This is a genomic window from Pseudoalteromonas sp. C12FD-1, from assembly GCF_037414265.1.
Lineage (GTDB): Bacteria > Pseudomonadota > Gammaproteobacteria > Enterobacterales > Alteromonadaceae > Pseudoalteromonas.
The window spans coordinates 15561-34785 of record NZ_JBBEVD010000047.1 but is presented as its reverse complement, the minus strand read 5'-3'; the positions used below and the strand labels follow the sequence as shown (position 1 = coordinate 34785).

At 43.3% G+C, this 19225-nt stretch carries 14 protein-coding genes; 7 read left to right on the top strand and 7 right to left on the bottom strand.

The annotated features are described in order from the left end of the window. From WDB87_RS05205 to WDB87_RS05185, 5 genes are all read right to left on the bottom strand, one after another. Positions 1 to 1584, bottom strand: coding sequence for an alkaline phosphatase (locus WDB87_RS05205; RefSeq protein ID WP_337849282.1), 1584 nt, complete (start codon positions 1582 to 1584; stop codon positions 1 to 3). A gap of 214 nt (positions 1585 to 1798) precedes the next feature. Next, entirely contained in the window at positions 1799 to 4225 is a 2427-nt protein-coding gene (locus tag WDB87_RS05200) for a TonB-dependent receptor (RefSeq protein WP_286245650.1), read from the bottom strand. A 212-nt stretch (positions 4226 to 4437) separates the two neighbouring features. Further along, positions 4438 to 6174 carry a solute:sodium symporter family transporter gene (locus WDB87_RS05195; RefSeq protein ID WP_337849281.1) on the bottom strand — a complete coding sequence of 579 codons (1737 nt, stop codon included), beginning with the start codon at positions 6172 to 6174 and terminating at the stop codon, positions 4438 to 4440. Between the two features lie 101 nt (positions 6175 to 6275). Beyond that, positions 6276 to 8336 carry a glycoside hydrolase family 31 protein gene (locus tag WDB87_RS05190; protein WP_337849280.1) on the bottom strand — a complete coding sequence of 687 codons (2061 nt, stop codon included), beginning with the start codon at positions 8334 to 8336 and terminating at the stop codon, positions 6276 to 6278. Positions 8337 to 8431: 95 nt separating this feature from the next. Beyond that, positions 8432 to 9199: a sulfite exporter TauE/SafE family protein gene (locus tag WDB87_RS05185; protein ID WP_337849279.1), complete on the bottom strand. Its 768-nt coding sequence runs from the start codon at positions 9197 to 9199 to the stop codon at positions 8432 to 8434. A gap of 170 nt (positions 9200 to 9369) precedes the next feature. Between WDB87_RS05185 and WDB87_RS05180 the strand changes: the two genes are divergently transcribed. The 6 genes from WDB87_RS05180 to WDB87_RS05155 all read left to right on the top strand — a co-directional run bounded on the left by WDB87_RS05180 (position 9370) and on the right by WDB87_RS05155 (position 14980). Beyond that, positions 9370 to 10119, top strand: a complete 750-nt coding sequence (locus WDB87_RS05180; protein ID WP_286245654.1) for a GntR family transcriptional regulator — start codon at positions 9370 to 9372, stop codon at positions 10117 to 10119. 214 nt (positions 10120 to 10333) lie between these two features. After that, entirely contained in the window at positions 10334 to 11296 is a 963-nt protein-coding gene (locus tag WDB87_RS05175) for an aldo/keto reductase (RefSeq protein ID WP_337849278.1), read from the top strand. A gap of 9 nt (positions 11297 to 11305) precedes the next feature. Next, the gene (locus WDB87_RS05170; RefSeq protein ID WP_337849277.1) at positions 11306 to 12301 is read left to right on the top strand and encodes a TauD/TfdA family dioxygenase; all 996 of its coding nucleotides are present in this window, start codon (positions 11306 to 11308) and stop codon (positions 12299 to 12301) included. Next, the gene (locus WDB87_RS05165) at positions 12301 to 13305 is read left to right on the top strand and encodes a YeiH family protein (protein ID WP_337849276.1); all 1005 of its coding nucleotides are present in this window, start codon (positions 12301 to 12303) and stop codon (positions 13303 to 13305) included. Before WDB87_RS05170 ends, WDB87_RS05165 begins: the two co-directional genes overlap by 1 nt. Positions 13306 to 13665: 360 nt before the next feature. Then, complete coding sequence (locus WDB87_RS05160; protein ID WP_024602277.1) at positions 13666 to 13911, top strand: DUF3297 family protein; 246 nt, start codon at positions 13666 to 13668, stop codon at positions 13909 to 13911. 166 nt (positions 13912 to 14077) lie between these two features. Beyond that, positions 14078 to 14980, top strand: coding sequence for a homocysteine S-methyltransferase family protein (locus tag WDB87_RS05155; protein WP_337849275.1), 903 nt, complete (start codon positions 14078 to 14080; stop codon positions 14978 to 14980). A 21-nt stretch (positions 14981 to 15001) separates the two neighbouring features. Here the strand turns inward: WDB87_RS05155 and WDB87_RS05150 are convergent, their stop codons facing one another. Further along, positions 15002 to 15838 (bottom strand): alpha/beta hydrolase, encoded by an 837-nt coding sequence (locus WDB87_RS05150; protein WP_337849274.1) that lies wholly within the window; start codon positions 15836 to 15838, stop codon positions 15002 to 15004. Positions 15839 to 16236: 398 nt separating this feature from the next. Further along, complete coding sequence (locus tag WDB87_RS05145; protein WP_286245664.1) at positions 16237 to 16653, bottom strand: MerC domain-containing protein; 417 nt, start codon at positions 16651 to 16653, stop codon at positions 16237 to 16239. A 141-nt stretch (positions 16654 to 16794) separates the two neighbouring features. Between WDB87_RS05145 and WDB87_RS05140 the strand changes: the two genes are divergently transcribed. After that, positions 16795 to 19203, top strand: coding sequence for a TonB-dependent receptor (locus WDB87_RS05140; protein WP_337849273.1), 2409 nt, complete (start codon positions 16795 to 16797; stop codon positions 19201 to 19203). The last annotated feature ends 22 nt before the right edge of the window (positions 19204 to 19225 follow it).

The following is a 19225-nucleotide window of genomic DNA, read 5'->3' as shown; positions in this document are numbered from 1 at the left end:
TTATTGCTGAGTTAGTTCAAGAGCTTGATTAATTAAATGAAATACTACGTTTTGCTCAATTACGCCTTGAGCTAGCTGAGCGCCTGGGCCTTTTGCATGCAGCGAAATATCTTCACCAGCATGCGTTTCTGAGCCAAGCGGGATAGTGGCTTCTTGGTGAAAGCCAACATTGGTAGTATCAACGCCTGTAAGCTCTACACGTCCAGCAACTGGGCCAGTTGTATATGCTGCATCGGCATCTGTTTCATCAACTAAATTTCTAAACCCTAAGCCATTTGCATAGCCTACTGTGGTGTAAGGCATATCGTCGGCAGCAAGGCTTGGTGTGGTTTCACCTACGGCAACTACTTGGCCTAAAATTGGGTTACCGCGTTTAGGGTAGCCAGCAATCGTAAATACGTGGCTGTGATCGGCGGTGACTAAAATAAGGGTTTCTTCTGGGTTGGTATTATCTACTGCAGCTTGTACGGCTTTAGCAAATTCTATGGTGTCGTTAAGTGCATTGTAGGCATTACCCGCGTGGTGTGCGTGGTCAATACGGCCGGACTCAACCGTTAAGAAAAAGCCGTTTTCGTTTTTACCTAATACGTCAATTGCTTTGCTGGTCATTTCGCTAAGTGATGGCTCGCCGGCAATATCGTTTGCGCGGTCTGCTTCGTATTGCATGTGCGATTCGTTAAATAAACCAAATACTTTAGTAGCGTCGTCAGCAATGGCATCAAAGCCTGCTTGGTCCATTACATAAGTACCTTGTGGGTATTGAGTTTGCCATTCAGTAACTAGGTTACGTTCATCAGTACGATCCCCTTCTACCGCGCTAAGTGCATCAGCTGAGTTAGCTGCTTCATCTTTTGGTAAAAAGTGACGACGTCCGCCACCCATAACAAAATCAAGGCCGTCTACGTCGGTACCTACAAAACGTGCTTCTAGGTTTTTTTCAAAATTAACTAATTGCGAGGCAATGTCTTCACAGGCGGTTTCGGTTTCTGGCATGTCTGAGATATCTTCCCAGTTACGGTCTGCCGATTTAGCATAGGTTGCCGCTGGCGTTGCATGGGTAATACGCGCTGTTGAAATAACACCGGTTGCTAGGCCTTTAATCTCGGCAAGCTCTGTGGCTGTTAACAGCTCATTACCCGAGACAGTTGAACACACACCGCGCTCTATGTCTTCGTCTACACCAATAACACCTACATCGGTTTTAACCCCTGAGATCATCGCGGTCATGGTGCCTGCAGAATCCGGTGTTTGTGCATCTACGTTGTATGTTTTTACTTGTGCTGAGTACGGGAACTCTTCAAAGCTTAAATAACCTTCTTCACCTAAGTTGCCCGCTCTTTGCCCTTGTAAAATACGTGCTGCGGTAAGAGTAGATACACCCATACCGTCGCCTACAAACAAAATAACGTTTTTAGCTTTTGTTGCTTGTTCACTTTGTGCAAGCGCAGTTTTTGTGGCGAGTGTGGTTTGGGCATTTGTATACCAGCCATTGTCTGTTTGGCTTTGTGGTAATACATTGGCATGGCTTGCAGTACTTAACATAAGCGTTAAGCCAACTGCCGCAGCAACTTGTTTAATTTTCATCCTTTATTATTCCCATAGTGTAGTGGTTGTTGTTTTTGCTTGAAGCGTGAACCTCAAATAAGTAACCGCAGCACTATAGAAAACAGATGTGACCTCTAAGCGTACTTTTAATTAAAAAACAATGACTAAACCATGACAAAATTAAGACACAAAAAAAAGCGCAGCGGTTAACCGCTGCGCTTAGCACAATTTTCACAGGGATAAATTTATAACATTAAAAACGTGCCTTAAACGATACGCCAAAGTAGCGCTCTGCATCACGCGGAATTTGATAACGGAAGTTATCGCCACTGTAAGTTGTTGCATAGCTTTCATCGGTTAAGTTTTTAGCAATAAGCGACACTCTAAATGCATCATCTTTAAACGATAAACCTACACTGGCATTTAAAATACCGTAATCTGGTAATAATGCCGCGGGGTTAAACTCGCCTACATTATTTGGTAGGTCTGAGTATTGCTCGTCGGTGTAAATGTAAGAGCCGTTAATATGAATATTAAAATCGTGCTCTGTTTCAATAAAGTAATCAGCACTTAGCGAGTATTTTAAATCTGGCGAAAAAGGCACATCTAAGCCAGAGCGGTCAGTACATGAGCCTGCTTCTACTTCTGCCGGACAATTAAACTCGTCAATTTCAGCTTTAATATACGCAATGCCACCGGTTAAAGTGAGTGAATCGGTAGCCGCCCACATAAAGTCAACCTCAGCACCTTGCGTGCTTACATCACCCGCGTTTGTTAAGCGAGTAATACAGGTGCCGTCTGAACAGTCAAAGTTATTGGCTTGAAAACCTTCAATTTCGGTTCTAAATACAGCAAAGTTAAATACAAACTCGCGGCTTGCGTATTTATAGCCTAACTCGTACGCGTCTGACTCTTCTGGAGCAATTTCGCGGCTGTCGTTATCAGGGTTAAAGTTGTAGTACACGTTAAAACCAGGGCCTTTGTAGCCTTGTGAGTAAGTACCATATACCATTTGGCCATCGCCTAAATCGTATTGCATACCTAAACGACCCGACACGTTGGTTTCTTCTGCACTGCCTGATTCGTCAGTATTTAGTGCTGCTGAACGTACACCTACACCGGTGCGGCCAAACTCATCATTGCTGATACGACGGTGTGTGTACGACACTTCATCGTCGGTATAACGAATACCAAACAGTACACGTAAATCTTCAGATAAATCGTAAGTACCATCGGCAAAGGCTGCCCAGTTGTTAAACTCGGTGCTCATGTAGGCGGTTGCCGAAACAATATCGTTAGCATTACAGCTTACACCTAGGCTTTGCGTGTAAGTGTCTAAATCGGCCAATGCGGCATCAAGCTCTGCACCGGTTAAGTTATTTTGCGCGTAATACGCCATGGCAGCGTCTAGCTGGCCTGCATTATTTTGACAACTCGCGTCACGGGTAAAGTTACGTTGCGAGTCCATGTTCCAGTAAAATAAACCAGCCACATAGTTAAACGGACCTGCTAGGTTTGAGGTCACTCTAAATTCTTGCGAAAACTGATCCCACTGCTGGGCACCTAAATCGTGTAATTGAAAAGGCACGCCAAATACAGGTTGGTTACTGTCGCCAGCAATCGAGGTAAAGTCGCCTTCGCGGTATTCGGTGTTATCCCACGAGCGCTGCGCTGTAATTGAGGTATAGGTGTAGTCGCCAATAGTTTTATCAACCTGTACCGAAAACGCACTGTGTTCATCAATTGTGCGCGACTCATAGTCGTGATCCACTTTACGTTGGTCTAGGTCTATATCGGCTACGCCATCAACAATGCCGTTACTGTCTGGCGCGGCTTGCGAATCTGGGTTACGGCCGCTTGGTAGGGCTTCTAAATCGGCACAACAGTCGTCGTCGGCGTTATAAAATTCGGCAATAAATTTAACGTTTAAGTCATCGCTTGGCTCGTATTTAAATACAGCACGTGCCCCTTCGCGGTCATAGCCGTTTACTTTTTCGTTGTTGTAAACGTTATCAATGTAGCCATCAAACTTACCTTTAAATACGGTTAAGCTTGCTGCTAAATCGTCGGTTAAACCACCGCTTACAACGCCTTTAAAGCGGTATTCGTTATCTTGATAAAACGAAGTTTCTACGCTGCCGGTGGTATCGTACGAAGGATCTTTGGTTGTAATGTTTACTACACCTGCAGAGGCATTTTTACCAAATAAGGTACCTTGTGGGCCGCGCAGTACTTCAATGCGAGATACATCGTATAAATCGGCAAAGGCTTGACCAGAGCGGCCAAGTACCACGCCATCAACTACGGTTGCCACACTTGGCTCAGCTGCAATACTAAACGAAATAGTACCAATACCACGTACCGTTAGCGCTGAGTTACGGGTTGTGGTGCCTTTTCTAAAGCTCACCGAAGGCACAAGTGACTGTAAGCCTTCCATGTTATTAGCAAATGCCGAATCAATCTGATCGCTATTAAGTACAGACACCGCAAGCGGTACTTCGTTTAGGCTTTGCGTTCGTTTTTGTGAGGTAACAACAATTTTTTCAAACTTATCGTTATCGTTTTGCTCTGCTTGTTGCTCTGTTTGCTCTTGCTGCGCATGTGCTTGCGTGCTTAGTGCTAAACCCGTTGTTATTGCTAACGTGACTGCCAAGCTTAAGACGGACTTTTTAGCTCTCATGTCATTCTCCAAATTGTGCGTGTGTGCTGTTAAATTACCGCGTTAGCAAGTGTGTGGGTTGCTAAAAAGCGGTGCCAGAGTGTTGTAGGTATTTTCCTTATATCTCTTATGTCTTATATAAGAGATATAAACTTAAACAAACTTATCTTCTATTGCAAACATTATGTGAATAAAATGTGATTTAAAATTTGTATAAAGAATATAACGGCGCGTTATGCTCTCTCTAAGCCAATATGCGCCAAGCTGCTTGTGTAGCGTTTATGCCATCGGCGTACACTCCACCAGCTAAGCACAAAGGCGCTAGTCCAAACGGCAACTAAGCTCGGTACAAAGTACACGCTAGTACCACCAACAAGCCCAAGAGGAGAAAACAGTATGTACAGGCTTACAATTAAGCTAATCAATACAATGGCGCAAGGCAGGGCGTACTTCCAAGGGCTTAAATTTACCTCGGCTTTGCGGGTAAATTTCCACGGTGTGGCAAGGGGTTTGTAGTAACCAATACCTAACATAATGGCCAGCTCAATAAAGAACAAAATGGCGTAAATATGGATAAAGTTAATATCTACATCCCACACAAATTTAAGCAAAGTGTAGGCAATAACATGAAAAACAATAGCCACTTTAGCGCCCAGTGCAGGCACTTTGCGAGTAAATAAACCCACTAACACAATTGTGATGACCGGAATGTTGTAAAATCCGGTAAATACACGAATTATGTGCCATAAGCCTTCTGGCGCAAACATCAGTAATGGCGCAGTAATAAATGACAATATAGCAATTACAATGCTGGTTGTTTTGGCGACCTTAATTAGCTTTTCATCGCTTACTTTGTCTTTTTTCATTGGTTTGTAAACATCTAAACAAAACAATGTAGCGGCACTATTTAACAATGAATTAAACGAGCTAAATACCGCACCTAGTAGCACCGCTAAAAAGAACCCAGATAAGTACTGAGGCAGTACATCTTTTACTAAATGCGGGTAAGCTAAATCTATGGTTTGTAAGCTTTCGTGCTTATAAAGGTGATACGCAATAACGCCTGGGATCATCATCATAAAGGGTACTAGCACTTTAAAGTACCCTGAAAACAACACGCCCTTTTGGCCTTCGACTAAATTTTTAGCGCCCAATGTACGCTGGATCACGTACTGATTTGTGCCCCAATAAAATAAATTAGCGAGGATCATACCGGTAAAAATGGTGCCAAATGGCACGGGATCGTCACTGCTACCAATAGCGTTGAGCTTTTCGGTATCGGTGTTTACAAGTGTACTTAAGCCATCGGCAAAGTTGCCATCGCCAAGGGCAATAAGGCCAAGTGTTGGCACTAAAATACCAATAATTAATAGCCCAACCCCGTTAATGGTATCTGATACCGCAACCGCCTTTAAACCGCCAAATACCGCGTAAATAGCCCCCACGGAGCCCACAATAATAATGGTGACAATTAAGCTTGCTTGGTAACTTAAATTTAATAGGGTAGGTACATCAAACAGCCTAAGAACGGCGATTGATCCTGAATACAAAACAGAAGGGATCGTTATAAAACAATACCCTACCATAAATAAGATCACCGTCATGCGGCGTACGGTATCGTCAAAACGATCCCGTAAAAATTCAGGTAAGGTAGAAAACGCGCCGGCTAAATAGCGTGGTAAAAAGATCAGCGCCATTATAATGGTTGATACCCCAGCTGTTACTTCCCATGCCATTGAGCTTAGGTTGTAACCATACGCTGAGCCATTAAGGCCAATAAGCTGCTCGGCCGATAAGTTAGTGAGGATCATTGACCCCGCTATAAATGTACCTGTTAAACCACGCCCTGCTAAAAAGTAGCCGTCTTGGGTGTTAACTTCCCCTTTGGTTTTTTGGTACGAGATATATCCTACTAGCGCCATAAACGCCAAGCACGATAGCAGTGTCATGGTAATGTTCATACCTTCCATCTTGCGCCCCTTTTAGCTTACTTTACTCGGTAAAAAGTAAGCTAATATCTTTATTATTGTGTGTGTTACGTGTGTTGTGTGTGTTTGCTATTTACCGAGTTTTATTTTGGCCATGCTGTTAGCTGGCTCATGTCTTGTTCTGTGTGTTGAACCTCTGGGCCTAGCATGAGCGTATCGCCTTTACGAACAAATACGGCCATTTGTGTAAGCGCTAGTGTTTCTTCGTAATATTTTCCGCCTTGGTACGTTTGTGCATCTGGGAAGCGTACCCACTCGCCTTGCGGTAAATAAAATTTAATCTTACCGTTTGGTACTACACATGGCACCACAAGGAGTTTTTCGCCGCACATAAATTGCTGATCAAAACTATGTGCCAATACATCATCAGGAAATGCCAGTGCCATAGCACGCTGAATAGGCAACCCTGTTTGCTTTGATTGCTCTGCACATTCTTGTAAGTACGGAATTAACTGATAGCGTAATTTAAGCGCTGCAAATACCGCGTCACTTGCTTGCTCGGTATATGACCACGGTTCGCGAGGGCCAATACCATGTAAACGCATGTGTGCACTAAATACCGACGCTTGCGCCCAGCGAACATAAAGCTCTGCATCGCGCGTATCTTTGTAAAAACCGCCAATGTCGGTTGCAAAAAATGGCCCGCCCGACATGCCCCACGCTAAGCTGCCGCGAATGCTCGCTGCTAAACCTTGCCAATCGGCCTGTGGGTCGCCGCCCCATTGTGCAGGGAAACGTTGGCTGCCAGTCCACGCTGAGCGGCTAAACAAAAATGGCCCCGTTTTACAGTATTTTTCGGCGGCTTCATAAACGCAGCGGTTGTATAACATGCTATAAACGTTGTGCAGTCTAATGCCGCTGTCGCCACTGTGCGATACCATGTTTTCGTCTTCTAGCTGTTCGCCAAAGTCTGCTTTTATCATATCTACACCAAGCTCAAATAATGGCTTGTGCGATTCGAGCCAGTATTCGTAAGCATCGGGATGAGTAAAATCTAAAATACCTGACTCTGGTAATGGCGTAAGTACTTCGCCAAATGGGCTTAAATCCCACTCGTATTGATACGCTTTACCTGTGCGTTTGTCTTTTATTAGCCAACCATTTTCGGCCGCTTTAGCAAATAATGGGTTGTTTACCGAGATCATTGGGTATTCCCACACGCAAATTTTAAAATCCATGGCTTTTAGTTCATCAAGCACAGGTTTTGGGTCGGCGTAACGTGTTGGGTCCCATTCAAAGGCAAAGCGGGTGTCGGTGTCTTGCCATGCGCGGCCATCAAGGGTTATTACATCGCACGGCATGTTTTTAACGCGTACTTCGCGGGCGACACTTAATAGCTCGTCGGCGTCTTTGTAATATGCTTTTGATAAAATAACACCAAAGCTCCACTGCGGTGGTACCGGTGCAAAACCAGTTAGTTCGCAGTAGCGATTAATACTTTGTGCAGGTGTTTGTTCTTGGTATAAAAATACATCTAGCGCGTCGTCTTCTACTAAGCACACGTAAGCACGTTGCGACCAAAGCGCGTAACCTACGCCATGTGTAACTGGCGCTGGCGTGTGTACAAATAAGTTCCAGCCCTCTGGGCTCCACGCGTATGGTGTATTTTTATATGATTTTTCGGCGTTTACGCCCAGTGCATCGTGGTTGTATGAGCGAATAAGTTGGCCGCGTTTATCAAGCTTGCCCCACTTTTCGCCAAGGCCGTAAACGGCTTCGTCGTAATTAAGTTCTAGGCTTAAAACCCAGCCGTTATCGGTTTTAGCCAATGGCGGTAAACGATGCTGGCGCACAAAGTGGCCATCGGTTGCTGATTGCTGTACTAATTTATCGTTTTTAAAAAGCTTAAAGTAAAAAGGGTCGCTGTAAAATTCTAAGCGGTACTCACCGGCTGTGGCTTCAAAGCCTTGGTCTAATTTATTAAGTGATAGCGGTAAGTTAGAAGGGGTGGTGGTTAATATTTTAAACGTCTCGTCATGCGTGGAGCCTGCATTTAAACGTAAACCAAACTGGCTTATGGTAACGCTAACCTCGCCAAATTGAGTCGATAAAACTAGCACATGGCCTTGTAATTTAGGCTCTGCAGTTAAGCGTGCTGGCTCTATTGCGTTCCAGTCTGGCTCACGTAATTCAAATGCATTCATGGGAGTTCCTTAACCAATTATTAGTCTTGTATAAGACACAAGTTAAATAATTGTAATCCCCATGTCAACGTAAATAAACTCAAGTAAGTTTAAATTTAAAATATGCTTGGTGCTGATGTTGCCACCAGCGAAACCCCACTTAAGCCCAGCAAGGTAATTGCTATTATACGAACCCATTTTGCATCAACATAAGGTGTTAACTTACGGGCAAATTGCGTTACCACTAACACCAGCGGTATGGCCGCTGCAATTAAAAACATAATATCGAGCTCAGGTAAGGTGCCAAATAGCGCAATGCCTACTCGCACTATGCCACCAATGGTAAATACCGCAAGTAACGTACTGCGTATGGCTTCAATAGACCAAGCTTGTTTATAGCACTGAAACACCAGCGGCGGTCCCGAGGTTGAAAATAGCCCACCTAGTAAGCCACTTACCCCGCCGGCAATTAAAAACGAGCCACGCCCGCTTTGCGTATTGGCTCTGTCACGACCAATTAGCATTAAGCCACAACATAGCAAAATACTAATACCTAAAATAAAGTTTAAAAATTGCGTTAAATGCGCCGACATATACTCAAGCAATATAAAACCTAACAGCATTAACGGAATACCGGTATACAACATAAGTTTAAGCTCGGGCACTTTTACCGAGCTGCGGTTTTTTACTACTACAGTGGTTGAGTTAACCAAACCCAATAAGCTCACTAAAAAAGTAGTCGCGGTGAGCGGTAAAACATCTAGCAAGGTAAAGCTGGCAACCACCAACAACCCAAAACCAAACCCGCTAAGCGTTTGCATTATGGTGGCAAGGCTTAGGCACAGCGCCATAAGCAAGATGAGTTCTAACGAAATACTGAGCACTTTAAATTTCCTAGATGTGCGCTATTGTAGTGTAACGATTTGTTTTTAGGCATAATGTAAAAACAAACTGTATTGCAATAGTTCACAATTAATTGAGCTTGCGCAAAGCTGCGCAAAAGTTTTCACCTATGATATAAATACAGGTGGATTAAATTTAATGGTAAATAACAATGAGTAACTCTATGTTTGATCACAAATTAAGTGGCCCAAGCTTGGCTTTTCAACCGCTTTACTTACAAGTGGCTGATTATATTAAACAGCTCATTGTTGAAAGACGCTGGGTGCCTGGTGAAGTACTACCAAGCGAATTTCGCCTTGCTGAAGAATTTAACGTAAGCCAAGGCACTGTTCGTAAAGCACTTAATTTATTAACTGACGATAAAATAGTTACTCGCCGCCAAGGTGTTGGTACGTTTGTATCTGAGCATACTGCGCAAGACGCCCTGTTTAGGTTTTTTCCGCTACAGGCCGATGGCAAAGGTGCCGACCTACCTAAAGCCGAGCTATTATCAGTTGAGCTTTGCCCTGCACCACAAGATGTTATAAACGCCTTACAACTTAATAAAAAAGACAAAGTTACTAAGCTTGTACGCAGACGTATTCTCGATAACGAATTTTGTATGAGCGAAACTATATACTTACCGCAAAGTTTCTTTCCTGATATACATCAAAGTAGTGATATTCCGCATACATTGTACCATTACTACCAAACCAAATTTAACCAAACCGTACATAAAACCCAAGACAGTATTAAAGCGGTATTAGCGGATGAAACCGATGCTAAAATGCTGGCTATAAAAACCGGCGACCCACTGTTATTGGTATCGCGCATTACCGAATCAATCGAAGGTAAACGTATTGAATACCGTTTAAGTAAATGCCGTAGCGATCATTACCACTACCAAATTGAACTTGATTGATTCACCGCGTTGAAACGCTGATTATTTATATTAGCGCACACTTATTAAATATTTTTTAAAGGCAGCAAACGCTGCCTTTTTGCTGCCTGCAGGTTTTTTAACCTAACCATTTACTACTTAAGCGTTAACACAGTGTTGACACTGTTAGATTCGTATAATAACTTATGTCTTATACAAGACCTAAGTCATTATGCAATTTTAACAGGAATTCCCAATGAGTTCATTAAATAACATCCCGCCAGTCGGGTTCGGTTTATGGAAAGTAGCACAAGAAGACTGTGCACAAACGGTGTACCAAGCCATTAAAGCAGGCTACCGCCACCTTGATTGCGCATCAGACTACGGCAACGAAGAACAAGTTGGCGATGGCATAGTTCAAGCAATTAAAGACGGCCTTTGTACCCGCGAAGAATTATGGGTTACGTCAAAACTATGGAATACGTTTCATGCGCCAGAGCATGTAGAGCTAGCCATTGATAAAACCTTGAGCGATTTAAAGCTCGATTACCTCGACTTATACTTAATTCACTTTCCGATTGCGCAAACGTTTGTACCAATCGAAACTCGCTACCCACCAGAATGGTTTGTAGACCCAGATGCACAAAACCCACAAATGGAGCTGGCAAAAGTGCCGCTACACTTAACGTGGCAAGCAATGGAAGAGCAAGTACACAACAACAAAACAAAGCGCATTGGTGTGTGTAACTACTCAAGCGCATTACTTCACGATTTAATGACCTACGCCACAATTAAACCCGCCATGCTGCAAATTGAGTCGCACCCATATTTAACGCAAGAGCGCCTAGTAAGACTTGCCAAACAGTATGACATTCCGGTTACGGCGTTTTCACCGCTTGGTGCGCTTTCGTACCTTGAACTTGAAATGGCCGATCAAACTGAGTCAGTGCTTGAGCAAAGCGTAGTTAAAGCTGCGGCGCAAAACCATGGTAAAACACCCGCACAAGTTGTGCTGCGCTGGGGCGTGCAACGAGGTACGGCCATTATTCCAAAAACCTCTAAATTTGAACGCATGAAAGAAAACCTCGCGCTGTTCGACTTTGAACTAACAGAACATGAAATGGCGCAAATTTCTGCGCTTAATAGCAACCGCCGTTTTAACGACCCTGGGCACTTTTGTGAAGCTGCCTTTAACCGTTTTCACCCTATTTACGATTAGGATAATAAAATGTCAGCTACCGAACTTAACTATGCCCAAGTGCCTACACAATTAACGTTTGATGACTCGGTTTTTCCGTGCATTGTGGTTAATAACAATAACGCCAGCACCGTTGAAGAAGCGGTAGCTTTTATTCGCGCTCACAAAAGTGAGCTGGCTAAAAAACTTCGCAGCTCAGGCGCTGTATTGTTTAGAGGCTTTCCTATTAATAGCGCCGAGACGTTTGATACATTTTCAGCAGGGTTTGATTACGACAACTTTACGTACCAAGAGTCGCTATCTAATGCGGTACGTATTAACTTTACTGAGCGTGTATTTACCGCTAACGAAGCCCCAAAAGATGTAGAAATTTACCTTCATCACGAAATGGCACAAACACCTATTTCGCCAAGTAAGCTGTTCTTTTTTTGTAAATCGGCAGCTGAAGAAGGCGGCGCAACGCCACTTTGTCGCTCAGATAAATTATTTAGTGCATTAAAGCAATTTGATAGCCAATTAGCCGATGATTTTGAGCAAAAAGGCTTAAAGTACACCACTTATATGCCCGCAGCCGACGATGCTACATCGGGCCAAGGCCGCAGCTGGAAAAGCACCCTAAGTGTTGAAACCAAAGACGAAGCGCACAGCAAACTTACCGAGCTAGGTTACGAGTGGGAATGGCTAGAAGATGGTTCTTTAAAAGCAATTACCCCAGTTTTACCGGCTGTACTTACCCTTGAAAACGGCGTACAGGTTTTTTATAACCAACTTATTGCCGCTTATATGGGCTGGAAAGGCGTACGCGAAAACCCATCGGTTGCTATTACCTTTGGCGATGGCAGTGCCATTCCTAAACAAGGGCTTGAAAAAATTGTAGAGCTATCAAAAGACTATACCTTTGATTTAGCCTGGCAAGATGGCGATGTAGCCTTAGTAGATAACGAAATGGCGATGCATGGCCGCCGCCCATTTACAGGCGAGCGTAAACGCCAAGTGCTTGTTGCCCTTACGGCAGCTAACGCCTAATGCAAAGCTTAACCAGTACACTAAAAGTAAAAATTTCCCCATTATGGCAAGGGGCTAGCATTGCTGCAATGACGGGCCTTGCCGCTTTATTTTTAAGTGAACACTATGGCGCACCCGCTATGCTATTTGCTTTATTATTAGGCATGGCGGTGTCGTTTTTATATCAAAGCGACAGCCCATGCGCTAAAGGCATAGACTTTACCGGCACCACGATTTTACGCGTAGGCATTGTTTTACTGGGCACACGTATTGCTTTAGGTGATTTAATTACATTGGGCTGGCAAACCGCTTTAATGCTAGCTGGCGCTATATTTACCACCATTATTTTAGGGGTTGTACTGGCCCGAGTATTTGGTTTACAAAAGCGCTTTGGCGCACTCACCGGAGGTTCAGTCGCTATTTGTGGTGCATCGGCAGCACTGGCTATTTCATCTATTATGCCAAGCAGCGAGCATAAAGAGCGCGATACGTTACTGACTGTAATTGGCGTAACGGCTATGTCGACCATTGCAATGATTTTATACCCTATTGTGGTTAACTACCTTGAATTTGACGCCCACAACGCCGGGGTATTTTTAGGTGGCACCATACACGATGTTGCCCAAGTAGTCGGTGCGGGTTATTCGGTATCACCCGAGGCAGGCGATATAGCAACACTTACCAAGCTAGTACGAGTAGCCATGCTACTGCCAGTAGTACTTATTATGATGGTTGTTATTAATCGCTCAAATAAAGGTAACCATGGCGAGTTGCCAAAAGTACCCGGGTTTTTAATTGGCTTTGTTATTTTAATGCTTATTAACAGCACCTTTAACCTACCAGCTATCGTGCTCGAAACCGCTAACGAGCTTTCTCGATTCTTTTTAATAGCCGCCATAGCCGCCATTGGTATGAAAACAAACTTAGGCAAACTCACCGAGGTGGGCTTAAAACCAATAATAATGATTGTTGCCGAAACCATTTGGATAGCACTGTTAATACTTGGCTTTGTATTGTGTAGTTAAACCTTGAGCGTATTGAGTAGTTAGGGCGTGTTGATCTTTGCGGATTGAAATTTGTTCAATCTAGGGGTGATTAAATCGCGGCGCGAGATTTGTAACCTAGTGGGCTAAGTAAAAATCGAGTAACAAAGAGTTTATCGCCCCTAGGCAGAACCCGAAGGGCAGCGCATGTTTGGCATTTATGCTGCGTTATCGCCTATTTATGTGAAATAACCACACTTCATAGGCTCTGCCTTGCCTAAAAACCAAACATACTGCTGCAAATTCAACCATCAAAGTTCAACACGCCCTAAGCATTAAACCTTGAGCGTATTGAGTGGATTGCCTACAATAGCGCATCACTTTTTAATAAAGATTAAAACCATGACCGATTCAACAAAACCAGCATTACCTGATCAGCTTTCTATTAATCCACGCAGCAAACATTACGTAGAAGAAGTGTTTGAACACGAAATTGGCGTAAAGCTAAACGGTAAAGAGCGCTTTGATGTAGAAGAATACTGCATTAGCGAAGGCTGGATTAAAATTGCCGCACCTAAAGCGCTAGACCGCCGCGGCCAACCTTTACTTATGAAAGTAAAAGGCACGGTAGAGGTATTTTATAAGTAAGGTTTAGCCTACTTAAATAAGCGACTCTCCTGCGAGATGTCGCTTTTTTTATACCCGATAAAAAGCATTGAGCTTCATTCATGTTCAAGATGACTAAGTTTCATTATGATTTTATAAAAAACATGGTTGAATAGCGCCATATTGCACAAAGACACAAAGACTTGTTATGAATAAACTCACTATTTTAGATGGCGGCATGGGCCGTGAACTTAAGCGCATTGGCGCGCCGTTTACACAGCCACTGTGGAGTGCACAAGCACTAATAGAAGCTCCGCATTTTGTAACGCAGGCTCACCAAGGTTTTATAGACGCTGGCGCTGAAATTATTACCGTTAATAGTTATGCCTGTGTGCCCTTTCATTTAGGTGAAGCGCTATATCAAGCTCAAGGCGCAGCCCTAGCACAGCAAGCGGCCGTTATAGCAAAAGAAGTCACTCAAAGTGCTAAACAAAATGTATTAGTAGCAGGTTCATTACCACCCGCCTTTGGCTCTTACCGCCCTGAACTATTTGAAAGCGAGCGCGCATTTACTATTTTAGATACGCTATACAAAGCGCAAGACGAGCACGTAGATTTATGGATTGGTGAAACCATATCGAGCATTGAAGAAGCGCACGTTATGGCAAGCGTACTTAAAGGCTCAAACAAGCCATGTTATTACGCATTTACCTTAAATGATGTGGTGAGTGAGCAAGCTAAACTTCGCTCTGGTGAGCTGGTAAGTGACGCAGTAGCCGCTTTGCTTGAACAAAATGTTGCGGGTATTTTCTTTAACTGCTCAATTCCTGAGGTTATAGAGCAAGCCTTTAGCGATACTAACGCAGTATTAGCCAAGCAAAATAAAAGCGTTGTTTTAGGCGCGTTTGCTAATGGCTTTACACCCATTGCACACGATTACAAAGCCAACGAAGGCTCGCAAGCGTATCGTGATATTTCACCTGTAGAATATTTAGATTTTGCAAAAACGTGGTACAGCCAGGGCGCAAGCATTATTGGTGGCTGCTGTGGCATAGGCCCAGAGTTTATTGAAGTGCTAGCAAACTGGAAACAAGAACTTAAAAGCGCTTAAGCTTTAGTGCTTTTATAAATATTAGGGCTTATTGGCTGATACCCAATCAAGCCCTTGTATCGCTGTAGTAGGAAATGCGGTTGCATGGCTCGCCCCTTCAATAATAACGCTTTTTAGTTCAATATTGTCACTGCTAAGTGCATTAATTTTTTGCGTTAATTGCTTTGCCCCTTCCACCATATTTTGCCCTTCACCAAAACTTGGCGTTTCCCTTGCCCCCACCGATATATAAACCTTTGTAGGCACTTTAGGTTTTTTTTCCTGTAGCGCTAAAATTGCATTGTTATTAAACCAAACTGATGGGCTGCCAATAATATAATTATTAAATAAATCGGGCATCGTAAATAAAATAGTGGCACCAAATAACCCACCTAAAGAGTTACCTATATAGGTTTTTTGTGTGCTACTTGCTCGGTAGTTACTTTGTATAAACGGCAGTACAGTATTTTTTAAAAACAGCGCGTGGTTTTGAGCGTTACCGGTTGGTTTTTTCCAGCTTTTAGCCTTATTTGGTGTGTAGTCTCTAATTCGGCTGTTGGCGCCTTTTGAGCCCTTTTCGTAACTAATGGCCACAATAATAGCCTGCTGCATTTTGCCACTATTCATAGGAAACCGTGTGGCGCCTGCCACAATAGGAAACGTATACGGAGCATCGGTTAAATAAATAACCGGATATATTTTTTCAGGGTACTTTTTATATGACTTAGGCAGCTGAATAAAAACAGGATATACCCGATTGGTTACGGGCTCAGTAAGTTCTATAACGCTGCTTCTAGGGATTTGGTAGGGGGTATTTGCGCTTAATTTAAAACACATTAAAGCGCAAAGTAACAGCAGGGATTTTAAAGCAGTATTCATTAGGGCGTGTTGATCCTTGATGGTTGAATTTGCAGCAGCATGTTTGGTTTTTAGGCAAGGCAGAGCTTATGAAGTGTGGTTACTCCCCATAAATAGGCGATAACGCAGCATAAATGCCAAACATGCGCTGCCCTTCGGGTTCTGCCTAGGGGCGATAAACTCTTTGTTACTCGGTTTTTACTTAGCCCACTAGGTTACAAACCTCGCGCCGCGATTTAATCGCCCCTAGATTGAACAAATTTCAATCCGCAAAGATCAGCACGCCCTAACCTAAGCCAAGTGTAATAAACTAATATTTAATGACTACTTTAACTCACTTTTAACTTTAGGCTATTAAAAAACAAAGTTAAATATTAAAAGGCAGTGCTACATGTTAGCTGTTTGTAGCACTGATAGCGCTAAGCTGCCTGATCAGATTCAGTGCCTGAACACGGGCAGTTATCGTCATTCTGTTTAAGGCATTGTTGATAATTAAACCAATGAGCTACAGCTATAAAAGCCGATCCTATTAAAGTAAGCGCTTTTTCGGCCACCTCATGCCCTAGTAATATTGCAAATATCATAAAGGCTAGCCCAATTACGCCGCAGGCCATATAACGTAAACGTTTATGCTTTTTACAGCCTAAGCTTAATGCCAATAAACTGGTTGGCAATACCGCCGCAAGAATCCATAAATGAAATTGTTCGCTATCTATTTGCAGTACAGCAAAGCTTGGCAATAGCGCTAAAATAACCGGGGTTGCAAAACAATGTACTGTGCACATTAACGATAACCCAATCGCCATACGATCCATAACACTCTGACTCGACTTCATTATTTCCTCTACTAAATTAGTGCCTCTACTCAAAAGCGTTACTTTTAAGGAGACATTTTAGAAACAACAGTTAATTGCTATTGATACATTATAACATTTCTCGCATAATTGATATAATATAACATCCAACAAGGTAGTCAAATGAAACGTAGATCTCAATTAGCTGTGCTCATTACAGCTTTATTACCTGCAAGTGTGCTTGCATCAACAATTGAAGGCGTGGTTTTAAATAATCAAGGTAAAGCGGTTAATAATGCAACGATAGAAGTTGAAGGCTCAGACCTTAAAGTAACCACCGATGAAAACGGTAAATTTGTACTAACCGAGCTAAACAATGGCTTAAAAGAGCTTCATATTGTAGCCCCTGGTTATGCCCACCTTCATCGCGATATAACAATAACAAACGATGAAAACCAGTCGGTTACTTTTAATTTAAAGCGCTCGCCTATTGAAGTTATTGATATTGAAGCAACCCCTATTCATATGTCGGCGATGGAATCTGCCTCACCTGTTAGTGTTTTATCTGGCGAACAACTAAGACGCCAACAAGCTGCAACCCTTGGCGACAGCCTTGAAAAACTCCCAGGTGTTAATACCAACTTTCACGGTAAAGTAGCCAGTACACCTATTATTCGTGGTTTAAGCGGCCCGCGTGTACTTATTACTCAAAATGGCCTTGATGTAAGTGATGTGTCACGCGTTGGCCCCGATCACTCTGTTGCATCAGAAGCCTCTACCGCTCAACAAATTGAAGTATTACGCGGCCCTGCAACACTTTTTTATGGTAGCGGAGCGATTGGTGGCGTAGTAAATGTGGTAGATAACCGCGTACCAACCGACAGCACAACACGCGGCGAGTGGAACCTAGAACATAACTCTGCTGATAACCAAAAAGTAGCCTCGTTTAATGCCACCACAGGCACAGACTCGGTGGCTTTTTACGCCGACGCGTTTTGGCGTGAAGCCGATGACTACGAGGTGCCTGTAGCTGCCGATATAGATAGCGACGGTGAAGGCCATAGTGGCGATTACAAAGTTGAAAACAGTAATGAAGAGTCTGACGGTTTTACTGTTGGCGCTAGCTATTTAATGGATAACGGCTTTATTGGCTTAGCAATAGAGCAATTTAATCGTCAATACGGTATTCCGGGCCATACGCACGGCGAGGAAGAAGAAGAGCACAGCGACGAAGAAGAAAGCGTATTTGCTGATTTAGAGCAAACTAAAGTGCAATTATTAGGTGAGTACAACCTAGATAATAAATGGCTAAACAAAGTAAACCTGCGCGTTGGCCACACCGACTACGAACACGCTGAAATTGAAGGTGGCGCTGTAGGCACCACATTTAAAAACGAAACAAACGAATTTCGTATAGACCTACTACATAACCAATTTAACGAGTGGAATGGCGGCATTAGCTTTCATTACAAACAAAGCGATGTTGAAGCACAAGGTGAAGAGGCCTTTACGCCTCCATCAGAAACCGAAAGCTTTGCTGTAGCGCTAATGGAAGAAAGGCACTTTGGTGATTTTTTAGTGCAGCTAGGTGGGCGTATTGAGCGTGTAACCATTGAAGCAGGCGACGTATTACTGCCAAATATTGACGCTCACGCACATGATGAAGCGCAAGAAGCCGACGAGCATGATCACGACCACGAAGAAAGCGCAGAAACCACTCGTGTATTTGACGTAGAGCATGAATTTACACCAATCAGTTTATCGGCAGGTGTAGTGTGGGATTTTACCCCTAACTATAATTTAGGGCTGTCGGTATCGCGCTCTGAACGTGCGCCTTCTGCCTCTGAGTTGTTATCGTTTGGGCCGCACATTGGTACTGGCACTTACGAAGTAGGCGCACTGTTTGATTTAGATGAAGACGGCCATTTAGGTTTATCTAGTCAAACAATTGACCTAGAAACAGCCAATAATATCGATTTAACCCTGCGTAAAACCCAAGGTGATGTTGGCTTTATTTTAAATGCCTTTTACAACCAAGTAGATAATTACTATTACCAAATAGACACAGGTTTATTCGCCGAAAGTGGCCACGACCATGGCGATGAAGAAGAAGGCGCTGACGAACACGACCATTCATCAGAACTGCCGGTTTATTTATTTAAAACAGACGATGTAATTTTACATGGTTTTGAAGCGCAAATTGCGTGGCAATTAACCGATGAGTTTAAAGTAGATTTATTCTCAGATTACGTGCGTGCACGCCTTAAAGACGGCGGCGATTTACCCCGTACTCCACCACTTCGTTTTGGTAGCGAGTTAAGCTATCAAACAGATAAATTAAGTGCGCATATTCACGTTACTCGCTATCAAAAGCAAGACCGCACAGCCCCACAAGAAACAGCAACAGACGACTACACATTGGTTGATGCAAGCATCTCTTACGACCTTTCAGTATTAAACCAAGATATGTCTGTTTACCTGCGTGGTACCAACTTAACAGATACAGAAGCACGCGTGCACAGCTCGTTTGTAAAAGATATAGCGCCACGTCCAGGACGTAGTTTTGCGCTAGGTATTCGCGGTTATTTTTAAGCGTTAAAAAATTATAATTAAA

Excerpts from the sequence above, each read along its gene's own strand:
- WDB87_RS05160 (WP_024602277.1), top strand. The coding sequence starts at position 13,666 with ATGACCGATTCAACAAAACCAGCATTACCTGATCAGCTTTCTATTAAT.
- WDB87_RS05165 (WP_337849276.1), top strand. The coding sequence starts at position 12,301 with ATGCAAAGCTTAACCAGTACACTAAAAGTAAAAATTTCCCCATTATGG.
- WDB87_RS05180 (WP_286245654.1), top strand. The coding sequence starts at position 9,370 with ATGAGTAACTCTATGTTTGATCACAAATTAAGTGGCCCAAGCTTGGCT.
- WDB87_RS05190 (WP_337849280.1), bottom strand. The coding sequence starts at position 8,336 with ATGAATGCATTTGAATTACGTGAGCCAGACTGGAACGCAATAGAGCCA.
- WDB87_RS05155 (WP_337849275.1), top strand. The coding sequence starts at position 14,078 with ATGAATAAACTCACTATTTTAGATGGCGGCATGGGCCGTGAACTTAAG.
- WDB87_RS05200 (WP_286245650.1), bottom strand. The coding sequence starts at position 4,225 with ATGAGAGCTAAAAAGTCCGTCTTAAGCTTGGCAGTCACGTTAGCAATA.
- WDB87_RS05140 (WP_337849273.1), top strand. The coding sequence starts at position 16,795 with ATGAAACGTAGATCTCAATTAGCTGTGCTCATTACAGCTTTATTACCT.
- WDB87_RS05145 (WP_286245664.1), bottom strand. The coding sequence starts at position 16,653 with ATGAAGTCGAGTCAGAGTGTTATGGATCGTATGGCGATTGGGTTATCG.
- WDB87_RS05195 (WP_337849281.1), bottom strand. The coding sequence starts at position 6,174 with ATGGAAGGTATGAACATTACCATGACACTGCTATCGTGCTTGGCGTTT.
- WDB87_RS05170 (WP_337849277.1), top strand. The coding sequence starts at position 11,306 with ATGTCAGCTACCGAACTTAACTATGCCCAAGTGCCTACACAATTAACG.
- WDB87_RS05205 (WP_337849282.1), bottom strand. The coding sequence starts at position 1,584 with ATGAAAATTAAACAAGTTGCTGCGGCAGTTGGCTTAACGCTTATGTTA.
- WDB87_RS05150 (WP_337849274.1), bottom strand. The coding sequence starts at position 15,838 with ATGAATACTGCTTTAAAATCCCTGCTGTTACTTTGCGCTTTAATGTGT.
- WDB87_RS05175 (WP_337849278.1), top strand. The coding sequence starts at position 10,334 with ATGAGTTCATTAAATAACATCCCGCCAGTCGGGTTCGGTTTATGGAAA.